This window comes from Neisseria sp. HMSC064E01 (genome assembly GCF_001808875.1).
GTDB lineage: Bacteria > Pseudomonadota > Gammaproteobacteria > Burkholderiales > Neisseriaceae > Neisseria > Neisseria sicca_A.
This window is the reverse complement of sequence record NZ_KV794946.1, coordinates 57591-70854: the sequence shown is the minus strand read 5'-3', so window position 1 is coordinate 70854 and position 13264 is coordinate 57591. Positions and strand designations below refer to the sequence as shown.

Sequence of the window (13264 nt, the reverse complement as noted above, 5' to 3'; positions counted from 1 at the left end):
TAACCTTCCCCCGCCAGACGGGGGAAGGGACAAAGTTTCCGTTACAGCAACGAGTAGCGTGGGCTTTGCCCACGATATAAATATCAAGATGAATGCCTATGTGACTGTTGTCTGATTTTGATTGTTGGATAGCGGATTTCGCGGGCGAAGCCCACGCTACTTCAGTTATCCCAAATATTAATTGAATAAAACCCGCTTGGATTGAATAAAAAGGTCATCTGAAAACCCAAATCTAGGGTTTTCAGACGACCTTTTGCATCCATGCTATGTAGAACAGTCCGTCAAATCACTTCCAAAACGAAGTAATTGCGCAGCTTGTCGTACACTTTGTCGGTGACGTTGATGCAGCCGTTGGTCATGACGCGGTCGGAGACGACATCGGAGGCGATGCGTTGCATGCGGTGTTCGGAAGGCTTGAGCGTCCAAACGCGGTGCAGGGCGAAGAGGAAGTCTTTTTCCTGCTTGAAGCCGATGACTTCGCCGCCGTAGCCGGGTTTGGAAGTCTTCATCAACTGCATGTCAAATTTGCCTTTGGGCGTGGTTTTACCGATGAGTACGGGGTGGCACTGACCATCGTCGGCAAAGCACAGCTCGGCTTTGGCGGTGTTGACGATGACTTTTTTGCGTTGCATGTATTCTTTGGCGGCATCGGCTGCTGCAAAGCTGTTCAGCCCTGCCAGCAGCGATACGCCGAGGATGATTCTTTTAAACATGGTTTCCTATTATCTGCGGATGCGGTGGGGTGTTTCAGGCGCAACCTCACGGATGATGATTTGAGGTTCGGGCGCGGGTTGTGGGGCAACTTCTTGTACGGGCGGGCAGACGGCATCTTCTGGGAAGACGGCTTTCCAATGGAAGCTTCGTGCGTATTTGTGTTTGTCAAACAAGACTTTGTATTGGCAAGTGGTAATGCCTTCTACGTCAGAGCCGATGTGAGGGTTGGCGGGAACGCCGGGGGTGCGGAAGTGGAAGAGGTAGTTCCATTCGCGCACGCCGAACATACCTTCATCGTAGTGCGGACGGCCGAGGATTTTGTAAATGTCGTCTTTGCTCAGACCCGGTTTCATCTGTTCGAGTTCATCGGCGGTCGGGAATGTGCCTTGGTTTTTGTTGAAGGTTACGGAGTAGGGTTTCGGAAAGACGGGGTTGTCCGTCGTTCCGTCGGCTTTAACGTGGCTTTTGCCGGCACAGGCTGACAATACGGCTGCGGCGGCGAGGTAAAGGGCGGTTTTGGCAATGCGGGACGTTTTCATGGTTAATCCTTTTTGGTGGCGGCAGTTTTGGTCAGACAGCCGTTGCATGGTCAAGATTCGATGTTATCCGTGCGCCGCCGTTTTCATTCTGATGACATTTATTGTCACTTTGTAACAATTTCATACGGACATAAATGGAAGCGATGATATATCGTCTTCAGGCAAGCGTGTGTTTGGCACGGGTAAAATCGCGTTACTGGTTGTTTCTTTTGATGTTTAATCACATCTTTGATGAAACGTAAATTTCTCGCTTGAATTTCATGCAAGTTTTATGCCAATCTTTTCAAAAAGGTCGTCTGAAAACCGTATTTCTGGTTTTTCAGACGACCTTTTCCTTACGCCTTATTGTGTTTCGCGAACTTTATTCGCCGTAATAGGCTTTGGTCAGGATTTCCTCCATGTCGGCAACCAATGCCAGACGCGGGTTGGCGGGGGTGCATTGGTCTTCAAAGGACAGTATTGCCAGTTCTTTGCGGCCGTCGATGAAGGTTTTTTCGTCGATGCCTTGTTCTTTGAACGACATTTTGATGCCGACGTTGACCGCCAGTTCGTGACAGGCGCGGGCGAAGGATTCTACGCCTTCGGCCGGGGTGGCGCACGGCAGGCCTAAGGTACGGGCGATTTCCTGATATTTCAGGTCGGCTTTGTAGTAGTTGTACTTCGGCCAGGTGGCGGTTTTCTGCGGACGCGTGCCGTTGTAGCGGATGACGTGCGGCAGCAGGATGGCGTTGGCGCGACCGTGCGGAACGTGGTATTTGCCGCCGATTTTGTGCGCCATCGAGTGGTTGATGCCGAGGAATGCGTTGGAGAACGCCATGCCTGCGATGGTGGATGCGTTGTGCATGTGTTCGCGCGCTTCGGGGTCGGACGCGCCGTGTTTGTAGGAGCGTTCGAGGTATTGGAACACGAGCTTGATGGCTTGCAGGGCGAGGCCGTCGGTAAAGTCGTTGGCGAGCACGGAAACGTACGCTTCTACGGCGTGGGTCAGTACGTCCAGACCGGTGTCGGCGGTTACGCCGGCGGGGACGGTCATGGTAAACGCGGGATCGACGATGGCGATGGTCGGGGTCAGCGAGTAGTCGGCGATGGGGTATTTTTTGTCACCGTCGCTGATGACGGTAAACGGCGTGACTTCGGAGCCGGTGCCCGATGTGGTGGGGATACCGATGAATTTGGCTTTGCGGCCCAACTCGGGGAAGCGGAAGGCGCGTTTGCGGATGTCCATGAATTTTTGGACGAGGTCTTCAAAATCGACTTGGGGCTGTTCGTAGAAAAGCCACATGGCTTTTGCCGCGTCCATCGGCGAGCCGCCGCCCAGCGCGATGATGGTGTCGGGCTGGAAGCTGCGCATCAAATCCGTGCCTTTATAGACGGTTTGGACGCTGGGATCGGCTTCGACATCGGTGAAAAGCTGGATGGTTACTTTGTTTTTGCGTTGGTGGAGCTGGTGGGTCACTTTATCGACGAAGCCCAAATCGACCATCGAACGGTCGGTCACAATCATGACTTTTTCGCAGTCTTTCATGTCTTGCAGGTATTGGATGGAATCGCGCTCGAAATAGATTTTGGCGGGTACTTTGAACCATTGCATGTTGTTTCTCCGACGGCCTACTTTTTTGATGTTTAACAGGTTGACTGCGCTGACGTTGCCGCCGACGGAGTTTTTGCCGTAAGAGCCGCAGCCCAAGGTCAGGGACGGCAGGAAGGCGTTGTAAACGTCGCCGATGCCGCCGAAGGTGGAGGGCGAGTTCCAAATCACGCGCAGGGCTTTGACGCGGGTGCCGAAGGTTTTTGCCAATTCTTGATCGGCGGTATGGATGGCGGCAGAGTGTCCCAAGCCGTCGAAGGCGACCATTTGTTCGGCAAACTGCAAGCCTTGTTCGGTGGAATCTGCTTTGAGCATCGCCAGTACGGGCGACAGTTTTTCGCGGGTCAGCGGCTCGTTGGGGCCAACTTCGCGGCATTCGGCGATGATGATGTTGGTTTTTTCGGGAACTTTAAACCCGGCCTGTTCGGCAATCCACGCCGCCGGTTTGCCCACAACGGCGGAATTGAGTTTCGCGCCGCCACAGTTGGCGCAGTTTGCCGTAACGCCGAAGATGAAGTCTTCGAGCATGGCTTTTTCTTTTTTGTTGGCGAAGTACACGCCGTAGGATTTGAACTCTTCGACCAGCTCTTTATAAATCTCTTTGTCGGCAATGACGGCTTGTTCGCTGGCGCAAATCATGCCGTTGTCGAACGCTTTGGACATCACGATGTCGTGTGCCGCCTGCTGGATGTTTGCCGTTTTTTCGACATAGGCAGGCACGTTGCCCGCCCCGACGCCGAGCGCAGGTTTGCCACAGGAATAAGCGGCTTCCACCATTGCATTGCCGCCGGTCGCCAAAATCGTCGCCACGCCCGGATGCTTCATCAGCGCGGAAGTGCCTTCCATAGACGGTTTTTCAATCCACTGGATGCAGTTTTCCGGCGCGCCGGCGGCAATCGCGGCATCGCGCACAATTTGGGCGGCATGGGCGGAACACTGCTGGGCGGAAGGGTGGAACGAGAAAATAATCGGATTGCGGGTTTTCAACGCAATCAGGGATTTGAAAATGGTGGTGGAAGTCGGATTGGTGGTCGGCACGATACCGCAGACAACCCCGACCGGATCGGCGATTTCGGTAATGCCGGTTACATCGTCTTCGCTGATGATGCCCACGGTTTTCAAATCGCGCAGGCGGCGCACGACGTTTTCGCAGGCAAACAGGTTTTTGGTCGCCTTATCTTCAAATACACCGCGTCCCGTTTCTTCGACCGCGTGCATGGCGAGTACACCATGTTTGTCCAGCGCGGCAATGGAGGCTTTGGCAACGATATAATCAATCTGCTCCTGATTCAGCTTGCGAAACTCGTCCAACGAGCGCAAACCCTTTTCAACCAAACTGTTGACCTCGGCTACGGCGGGGCTGACGACATTGTCGGCTGATGCGTTCATGGTGTATCTCCTTAATATAAGGTGGCAATAAAGTCGATAAATTTTCACTACGATTACTATAAGTAATTTTGTTACATTTCTCTTTGACTTACATCACAAACCATGCACGCTGTTTTCAGACGACCTTTTCTAGGATTTTTCTGTTTTTAATACATTGAAATAAAATCATTTTAACGAGTTTGACAAAAGGGCTGCCGAGTCTTCCCCCTTTGCCATATCGCTATTGTTTTACCCGCCGCAATTCATATGAAAATGAAATTTTTTGAATTTTGTATCGAAATTACAAATCAACCTTTCAAACAAAATTTGCAGGCAAAACGGACAAGGTCGTCTGAAAACCAAATTAAAGTTTTCAGACGACCTTGTCGCATATTCACAAGAGATTGTCGGGAAAACGATAGTTTTTTTCTACAACGCTCCACATCAAAAATATAAAATACAACCATTATCATTTATAGGTAACACCGGAGAAATTGATGTTCCGTCCCAATCTGACCGCTGCCGCCGTTGTGGCTGCTTTATCTTCCACTGTATTTGCCGCCGAAACGGTCGAGCTGGATACTGTCCATGTGAAGGGGCAGCGTTCGTATAACGCGATTGCCACCGAGAAAAACGGCGATTACAGCTCGTTTGCCGCCACTGTCGGCACAAAAATCCCCGCCTCTTTGCGCGAAATTCCGCAATCCGTCAGCATCATCACCAATCAGCAGGTAAAAGACCGCAACGTCGATACCTTTGACCAGTTGGCGCGCAAAACGCCGGGTCTGCGTGTGTTGAGCAATGACGACGGACGTTCGTCGGTTTATGCGCGCGGTTACGAATACAGCGAATACAACATCGACGGCCTGCCTGCGCAAATGCAGAGTATCAACGGCACATTGCCCAACCTGTTTGCTTTCGACCGCGTGGAAGTGATGCGCGGCCCGAGCGGATTGTTTGACAGCAGCGGCGAGATGGGCGGCATTGTGAATTTGGTACGCAAACGCCCGACCAAAGAGTTTCAAGGTCATGCGGCGGCAGGGTTCGGTACGCACAAACAATATAAAGCCGAAGCCGACGTTTCAGGTCGTCTGAATGCCGACGGCAGCGTGCGCGGCCGTGTGATGGCGCAAACTTCGGGCGCGTCACCCCGTCCGGCGGAGAAAAACAACCACCACGAAACCTTCTACGCGGCGGCGGACTGGGACATCAATCCCGACACGACTTTGGGCATAGGCTATCTCTACCAGCAACGCCACCTCGCGCCGTATAACGGCCTGCCCGTCGGCAGCAGCGGCAATCTGTTGTCCCTGCCCAACCACACCTTTGTCGGCGCGGATTGGAACAAATTTAAAATGAACAGCCATGACGTGTTCGCCGATTTGAAACATTATTTTGATGACGGCGGTTACGGCAAAATCGGTATGCGCTATTCCGACCGCGATGCCGACTCCAACTACACATTTGCCGCCAAAAAACTTTCTGCCGACAATAAGGCGGACGTTACCGGCTTAGGCACGGAAATCAAACAAAAAGCCTTCGCGGTTGACGCAAGTTACAGCCGTCCGTTTGCCTTGGGCAACACCGCAAACGAACTCGTCGTCGGTGCGGACTACAACCGCTTGCGCAGCACCAACGAGCAAGGCCGTGCCGCCGTTGCGCGTAATGTTGCCTTGGGCGATTTCCGCTCCGTTCCCTATGTTAATTTGATACAAAATGCCCGTGCCGGCGCGCGTGGTTACAGCCATACCGTCGCTACCGAAAACCTTGACGAATTCGGCGTTTACGGCAAATCCGTCTTCCATCCGGTTGACAGACTGTCGCTCATCGGCGGCTGGCGTTTGGGACACTACAAAATCGAAGCGGGCGACGGCGGTGAGTTGCACAAAGCCAGCAAAACCAAGTTCACCGGCTACGCAGGCGCGGTTTACGACCTGAACGACAACAATAGCCTCTACCTAAGCATGTCCCAGCTCTACACGCCGCAAACCAGTCTCGGCACCGGCGGCAACCTGCTTAAAGCGCGCGAAGGCAACCAGTTTGAAGTCGGCTACAAAGGCAGCTACATGGACGACCGCCTCAATACCCGCGTCTCCCTCTACCGCCTGAAAGACAAAAACGCCGCCGCACCGCTGAACCCGAACAACCGCAACACCCGTTACGCCGCCTTGGGCAAACGCGTGATGGAAGGCGTTGAGACCGAAATCAGCGGCGCGATTACACCGAAATGGCAAATCCACGCAGGTTACAGCTATCTGCACAGCCAAATCAAAACCGCCGCCAACGCCCGCGACGACGGCATCTTCCTGCTGATGCCCAAACACAGCGCAAACCTGTGGACAACTTACGAAGTTACGCCCAAGCTGACCCTCGGCGGCGGCGTGAACGCAATGAGCAGCATCACTTCGGCGGCAGGTCTGCGCGCGGGCGGCTACGCCACATTCGACGCCATGGCGGCATACCGCTTCACGCCCAAACTGAAGCTGCAAATCAACGCCGACAACATCTTCAACCGCCACTACTACGCCCGCGTCGGCAGCGCAAACACCTTCAACATTCCCGGCTCGGAGCGCAGCCTGATGGCAAACCTCCGCTACGACTTCTAAAACGGGAAAAGCAAAAGGAAAACAAATCACCGCCAAAAACCAGAAGACCAACACATTACGGAAACAGACCGGACAGGCAGGGAACACTACCTGTCCGGTTTTATCATTTATGTCCCATGTTTGACATAGAGAAAACGGCAGATATAGCCCAAAGGTCGTCTGAAACATCCGACAACCCGATAACACACACAACACACCCCACCAACACAACCGACAACCCCGCCATGACCTCACGCACCGCACACTGGCAAGCCGCCCGCCTGCTGCAAGCCAAAGAAACCCACATCCGCTCCGAGCACACCGGCCGCAGCTACCGCATCCAAACCGCCGCCGTTGGCGACCCGCCCCCGCAAGGCTATCCTGTCCTCCATATCCTCGACGGCGACGCCTTCTTTCCCGCCGCCCTCAGCATGGCGCAATCCCTGCTCATCAACCCCATGACCCGAAGCCGCGCCGCCTGCATCATCGTCAGCATCGGCTACCCCAACGGCGAAGTCCGCGACCTGACACAGCGCGCCCTCGACTACACCCCGCCCCTGCCCGAAACCGCCACCGAAGCAGAACGCCGCCAATACGGACAAGCCGACCGCTTCGCCACCTTCCTCGACCACGAACTCGCCCCGGCCCTCGCCGCCAAATACCCCGTCAACCCCAAAGAACAAGCCCTGTTCGGACACTCCTTCGGCGCATTGTTCGGACTCTATTCCCTCTTCACTGCCCCCGACCGCTTCAAACACAACCTGCTCGCCTCCCCCTCCGTCTGGTGGCACAACCGCCGCGTCCTCGACTTCCTCCCGTCCGCCCTTCCCGCCGACACCGCCGTCCGCATCAGCGTCGGCGAACACGAAGGCCGCAGCAACCGCCCCGAACAAATCGGCAGGGAAATGGTCCCCCAAGCCAAACTGCTTGCCGGCACCCTCCAACACCTCGGCGCAGACGCACAATTCACCCTCTACCCCAACGCCAACCACGGCAATACCCCCTTCTACGCCCTTCCCGACCACATCGAATACCTCCGCCAAGTTTGGCAGAAAAAATAAACCGGCAGGAACGAAAAGCCGTATTCCAAACAAAGAGGAATACGGCTTGTGTCGTAGTGGCAGGAGTTTCAGACGACTTTTTTCTTGAATCTATAAGGGTTTTATTCAATTAACTTGGGATAAGCGAATTTGGTAGCGTGGGCTATGCCCACGAACCTATTGTCTAAGAACCCGAATCCAGCAACAGTCAAATTTGTATTTATTTCGTGGGTAGAACCCACGCTACGGATTGTTAGTTGTATTTGCCGTCTTACATCGTTGGCAAAGCCCACGCCACGCGTTGCTGCAACGGTAGCTTTGTCCCTTCCCCCGTCCGGCGGGGGAAGGTTAGGATGGGGGTGGCTTTGGAGTTTAGGTCAAATCAAATTCGTACAGCCCGCAGAGCCACCCTCTCCCGCCAGACGGGAGAGGGGGCGGATTGCGGGTAAAAATAAGGTCGTCTGAAAACTTTAGGATTTGGGTGTTAGAGAAACTCGTTCACGCTCGTTTTCAGACGACCTCGTTTATTCAATCAATACAGGTTTGGAATAACCCAAGTTTGTAGCGTGGGCTTTGCCCACGAAATCTATCATCCAATAATCAAAATCAGACAACAGCCGAATGGGCATCCATTTTGACTTTCATTTCGTGGGCAAAGCCCACGCTACTCGTTGCCGCAAGGCAACTTGTCCCCTCCCCCGTTTGGGGGAGGAAGTTTGCGTACGTATGCTAATATATTGCGAGAATTGTGCCTGCCAGATTTAGCCGTAATGGCAAGGCATTATTTCATTCTTCAAAAATTCTTTATAAATTATATATTTAAAATAAACTATTAAAATTTTAGGATACGCACATGCAAGATCAGGAAGAAAGTAAAAATCAGGAATTACAAGAAAATCAGGAAAAAGAAGACAATGGTGCCATGACCAAGTTGCAAGATGTGTTCAATCTTGCACACGACCAAGCTCATCCTGACAAAATCGATTCCGTCATCCGTGCCAATACTCGGGTGTCTGGAACGAATATGTGGGTATTGATGTTTGCCATTGCCGTGGCGAGTATCGGTCTGAATGTAAACAGCACGGCGGTAGTGATCGGCGCGATGTTGATTTCGCCGTTGATGGGGCCGATTGTAGGTATGGGTTACGGTTTGGCGGTAGGGGATACTGCGCTGATCCGTCAAGCCGCGCGCAATATTATTATATTCGTCGTCATCAGCTTGATTACCGCTACGTTGTATTTCCTGTTAACCCCGCTTAAAGAGGCGCAAAGCGAGCTTTTGGCGCGTACTCAGCCGACCCTTTGGGATGTGTTGATTGCCTTCTTCGGCGGTAGTGCGGGTATTGTGGCGCTGACTCGAAAAGAAGGAGGCAATGCCATACCGGGTGTGGCGATTGCTACCGCATTGATGCCGCCCCTGTGTACTGCGGGCTACGGACTGGCACACGGGAACTGGCAATATTTTTTCGGTGCTTTTTATCTCTTTGCCATCAACTGCGTGTTCATCGCTTTTTCGACCTTGTTGGTTTCCAAGCTGCTCAAGCTGCCGCGCAGGGGGTTGGTAACGGAATCCAAACGCCGGCTGCAAAGTATCATGATTACTGTTGTCGTGTTGGCTGTGATGATTCCGAGCGGCTATATGGCATCAGGACTGGTGCGTCAGGAGATCTTCAACACCAAAGCCAATGCCGCCATTGCCACTGCGCAGCAACAGGAAGGTTTTTTCGTGCTGCGTAAGATGTTGAACCATAGAGAAAATACGGTCGGTCTGATTGTCAATGGAACGGGCAATGCCGAGAAAATTTCCGCCTTGCTGGTGAAAAGCCTTGAAGCGTCAGGAGTGAAAGCGCCGAAGGTGAACGTGGTTTATGCGGGTGGAAGCGGTGCCAAAATCGAAGAATTGCTGGCAAGCCGAAACAACTCGATGCAGTTGCAAAACGAGCTGAAAGAGCAGCAGGTCTACATCGATACCGTGCTTGCAGGCAAAACTGCCGATACCGCCGGTGCTGACGATGCTGCGGTACTTAAGGAAATAAAAGCCCAATATCCCGAAGCGGAAAAAATCGTTGTCGGACGCGGCTTGGTTTGGGAGAAAGCGCAAACAGAGCCTGTTTACGAGCAGCCTGAAAGCAGCAAAAATACTAAATCGGAAACAGGCGAACATGACGATATTGTCGTGGTTTCGCTCGAATTTAAGGAGCCTTTGCCTGCCAAAGATCGCGAACGCTTACAGGCGTGGTTGAACCAGCGTTATGAGGGTAAGGTCGTGCGCATGTTTGTGAACACTCAAGTTTCAGAAATATAACCCGTTTCACGAATACTCCGCCTGTCGGCTTTATCCGTTTTCAGGAAATAATTTTATTCTTTAACGACCAAATCCGCCTCAAACACGCCCCTTAAGGCGTTGGAGAGGCGGATTTTTTCTGCGCGTTCGAGCATGTCGCGGGTGATGTGTGTTTCGATGATGGCGTCCGCGCTCAAGAAGGTTTGCGGCTGCTGCAACACGGCTTGGCGCATGACGCCGTTGAGGATATCCAAATCCAGAGACGGGGTGAGCCATTGCCCTTGGTATTTGACGAACACGTTGCTTCTGCCACCTTCGAGCAGGAGGTCGTCTGAATTGAAAAACAGGCTGTCGAACGCGCCTTGTGTTTCGGCGGTTTGCCACGCTTGGTCGTACAGGGCGCGGCGGGTGGTTTTGAAGCGGCGCAGGTAGTCGCGGCGCGGGAGGGGTTGCGGGGCGGGGATGACGTGCTGGGGGGCGGACAGCTCGACGGTGGTGGCATGGCTGAGAATGAGGTCGTCTGAAACGAGTTCGGCTTTCAGGCGGAAGAGTCCGTCGGGCAAGTCGGCGATGTACTGCCGGATTCGGGTTTCGCCATCGTCGGGCAGGGGCAGGTTGAGGGCTTGGGCGGAGGTTTTCAGACGACCTAAATGTAGGTCGAGCAGGCGGCATTGCCTGTTTTCCACGCGCATGGTTTCGAAGATGCCGAAGGCGGGACGCAATTCGTTGAGGAAACGGGCTTTCCAGCCGCATTCCCGATATTCGGCGGCGGGGTCGCTGTCGATGACGATGCCGGAACCGACGCCGTACACCCCTCGATATAGTGGATTAACTTTAAACCAGTACGGCGCTGCCTCGCCTTTCCGTACTATCTGCTGTCTGCGGCTTCGTCGCCTTGTCCTGATTTGTTAATCCACTATCTAGGTCGTCTGAAAATGGAAGGTCGTCTGAAATCGAGTCTGAAACGGGTTTGAGCGATAAGGTGCGGATGACGACGTTGAATATACCTTCAAACCCAAGCCCACTTTCACATGGATTCAGGTAGCCGATGCTGCCAGTGTACAGGCCGCGCGGTTCGGCTTCGAGCGATTCGATAATCTGCATACTCATGCGTTTGGGTGCGCCGGTGATGCTGCCGCAGGGGAAGGCGGCGCGGAGGATGTCGGCGGCGGTGATGTGCGGCAGGGCTTGGGCTTGGATGGTGCTGGTCATCTGCCAGACGCTGCCGAAACGCGATACTTTAAACGGCTCGGGCACGCGTACTTTGCCGGTTTGGGCGATTTTGCCGAGGTCGTTGCGCAGCAAATCGACAATCATCACGTTTTCGGCGCGGTTTTTCGGGTCGTTTTGCAACTCGGCGGCGCGGCGTTCGTCTTGCCCGTCGCCCAAAATCGGCGCAGTGCCTTTCATCGGTTCGGTGCTGATGGTGCCGTCCGCACCGATTTTGAGGAAGAGTTCGGGCGAGAAACACAGCGTCCACGCGGATTTCCCTGCCACATCGGGCAGGTGGGACAAGACGGCATAGGGGACGGGTTGGCGCAGGCGGCGGTAGAGGCTGACGGGATTGCCGTAGGCTTGCAGGTGCAGGCGGGTGGTGTAGTTGATTTGATAGGTGTCGCCGCGTCGGATGGCTTCGTGGATTTGGCGGATGTGGTCGAGGTAATCGGCTTCGGATACGGAGGATTGCGGCGTGGAAATGCCGGCGGGGAGGTCGTCTGAATGTTGGGCAAGCCAGCTTTCGGCATCGATGTCGGCGCAGTCGGCAAACCAGTGCAGGGCAAGATTGCCGCCGCGTTCGGATTCAATCCCCATCAGCGGCAAACCGAATTCGTAGTCTGCAAACAACACAGCATGCAGCCCTTTTTGCCAGCCCTTTTGCAGCGTATCGTCCAGCGAATCCAGTTCGTTATGATGGAAAAGGCGGCTTTCCACATGATTTTGATAGAGTTTTGCGCGGCCGCTCACGGCATCGTCAAACAGGGCGAAATAGGGCATGGCTGTGGTGCAAATAGCCTGATTATACGCCGTTTTTACACAAATTAGCAGACTGCATCGAAAAAAATAGAGCAGTGTAATTTTATGTAGTCCACAGCAGTATAAAAGGAGTAAAATCAGGTCAGCCCACACCATATCATTTCAAACTTAAGCAATAAGGAGACCCTATGGCAGATCATCAGTTAGAACCCTTCGAAAACGTTGAATTGGGCGAAAAACAAGACCAGTTGCAAGTTTTCGAAAAAGCCGTTTTGGAACACGAAGGACGCGGTACGGACGAAGACTCCAGCAGCGCGCCGCTTCCCGCCAACTACCCCTACAAACAACGTATGCGCCGCGCCGTATACGAAAAAGAAAAACAAAAGCTGCAAATCGAATTGCTGAAAGTGCAAAGCTGGGTCAAAGACTCCGGCCAACGCATTGTCAGCCTGTTTGAAGGCCGCGACGCCGCAGGTAAAGGCGGTACCATCAAACGCTTTATGGAACATTTGAATCCGCGTGGCGCTCGCGTTGTCGCTTTGGAAAAACCGACCACTACCGAACGCGGCCAATGGTATTTCCAACGCTACGTCCAAAACCTGCCGACCGCAGGCGAAATGGTCTTCTTCGACCGTTCATGGTACAACCGCGCCGGCGTAGAGCGCGTGATGGGCTTCTGCGAACCCAACGAATACCTGCTCTTCATGCGTCAAACCCCTGAATTGGAACGTATGCTCGTCGCCAGCGGCATCCACCTCTTCAAATTCTGGTTCTCCGTATCCCGCGAAGAACAACTGCGCCGCTTCATCTCCCGCCGCGACGATCCCCTGAAGCACTGGAAACTCTCCCCTGTGGACATCCAGTCGCTCGACCGTTGGGACGACTACACCGAAGCCAAAAACGCCATGTTCTTCCACACCCACACCGGCGACGCGCCTTGGGTCATCATCCGTTCCGACGACAAAAAACGCGCACGCCTCAACTGTATCCGCTACTTCCTGCACCGACTGGACTACCCGGGTAAAGACGTGAAAGCCATCGGCAAAGTGGACGAAAAAATCGTCCTCATCCCCGACACACGCTATAAAGAGAAAACCGTCGACATCGGTCATGACTGATTGAGCGGTTAGCCGTTTGAGCAGTATAGTGGATTAAATTTAAATCAGGACAAG

7 protein-coding genes and 1 pseudogene are annotated in these 13264 nt (G+C 53.6%); 4 read left to right on the top strand and 4 right to left on the bottom strand.

The genetic code is table 11. The features are described from left to right. Positions 1–281: 281 nt before the first annotated feature. The 3 genes from HMPREF2572_RS08900 to adhE form a co-directional block, all read right to left on the bottom strand. Entirely contained in the window at positions 282–713 is a 432-nt protein-coding gene (locus HMPREF2572_RS08900) for a L,D-transpeptidase (protein ID WP_070497847.1), read from the bottom strand. Between the two features lie 9 nt (positions 714–722). Further along, complete coding sequence (bamE, locus tag HMPREF2572_RS08895) at positions 723–1253, bottom strand: outer membrane protein assembly factor BamE (RefSeq protein WP_070497845.1); 531 nt, start codon at positions 1251–1253, stop codon at positions 723–725. A 361-nt stretch (positions 1254–1614) separates the two neighbouring features. Then, entirely contained in the window at positions 1615–4230 is a 2616-nt protein-coding gene (adhE, locus tag HMPREF2572_RS08890; protein WP_070497843.1) for a bifunctional acetaldehyde-CoA/alcohol dehydrogenase, read from the bottom strand. A gap of 476 nt (positions 4231–4706) precedes the next feature. On the opposite strand from adhE, the gene HMPREF2572_RS08885 reads away from it, so the two are divergent. The 3 genes from HMPREF2572_RS08885 (at position 4707) to HMPREF2572_RS08875 (ending at position 10139) form a co-directional block, all read left to right on the top strand. Further along, positions 4707–6815, top strand: coding sequence for a TonB-dependent siderophore receptor (locus tag HMPREF2572_RS08885; protein ID WP_070497841.1), 2109 nt, complete (start codon positions 4707–4709; stop codon positions 6813–6815). A 224-nt stretch (positions 6816–7039) separates the two neighbouring features. Next, positions 7040–7855: an alpha/beta hydrolase gene (locus HMPREF2572_RS08880; RefSeq protein WP_070497838.1), complete on the top strand. Its 816-nt coding sequence runs from the start codon at positions 7040–7042 to the stop codon at positions 7853–7855. Between the two features lie 832 nt (positions 7856–8687). Beyond that, positions 8688–10139, top strand: coding sequence for a TIGR00341 family protein (locus HMPREF2572_RS08875; RefSeq protein ID WP_070497836.1), 1452 nt, complete (start codon positions 8688–8690; stop codon positions 10137–10139). A gap of 53 nt (positions 10140–10192) precedes the next feature. Here HMPREF2572_RS08875 and HMPREF2572_RS08870 read toward each other — a convergent pair. Further along, positions 10193–12113 (bottom strand): annotated as a pseudogene (locus HMPREF2572_RS08870) (bifunctional anthranilate synthase component I family protein/class IV aminotransferase). A 167-nt stretch (positions 12114–12280) separates the two neighbouring features. On the opposite strand from HMPREF2572_RS08870, the gene ppk2 reads away from it, so the two are divergent. Further along, positions 12281–13210, top strand: coding sequence for a polyphosphate kinase 2 (gene ppk2 / locus HMPREF2572_RS08865; protein WP_070497834.1), 930 nt, complete (start codon positions 12281–12283; stop codon positions 13208–13210). Positions 13211–13264 lie beyond the last annotated feature (54 nt).

Bases quoted from the DNA above. Each gene is read 5' to 3' on its own strand.
- bamE (WP_070497845.1), bottom strand. From the start codon at position 1,253: ATGAAAACGTCCCGCATTGCCAAAACCGCCCTTTACCTCGCCGCCGCA.
- HMPREF2572_RS08880 (WP_070497838.1), top strand. From the start codon at position 7,040: ATGACCTCACGCACCGCACACTGGCAAGCCGCCCGCCTGCTGCAAGCC.
- HMPREF2572_RS08875 (WP_070497836.1), top strand. From the start codon at position 8,688: ATGCAAGATCAGGAAGAAAGTAAAAATCAGGAATTACAAGAAAATCAG.
- adhE (WP_070497843.1), bottom strand. From the start codon at position 4,230: ATGAACGCATCAGCCGACAATGTCGTCAGCCCCGCCGTAGCCGAGGTC.
- ppk2 (WP_070497834.1), top strand. From the start codon at position 12,281: ATGGCAGATCATCAGTTAGAACCCTTCGAAAACGTTGAATTGGGCGAA.
- HMPREF2572_RS08885 (WP_070497841.1), top strand. From the start codon at position 4,707: ATGTTCCGTCCCAATCTGACCGCTGCCGCCGTTGTGGCTGCTTTATCT.
- HMPREF2572_RS08900 (WP_070497847.1), bottom strand. From the start codon at position 713: ATGTTTAAAAGAATCATCCTCGGCGTATCGCTGCTGGCAGGGCTGAAC.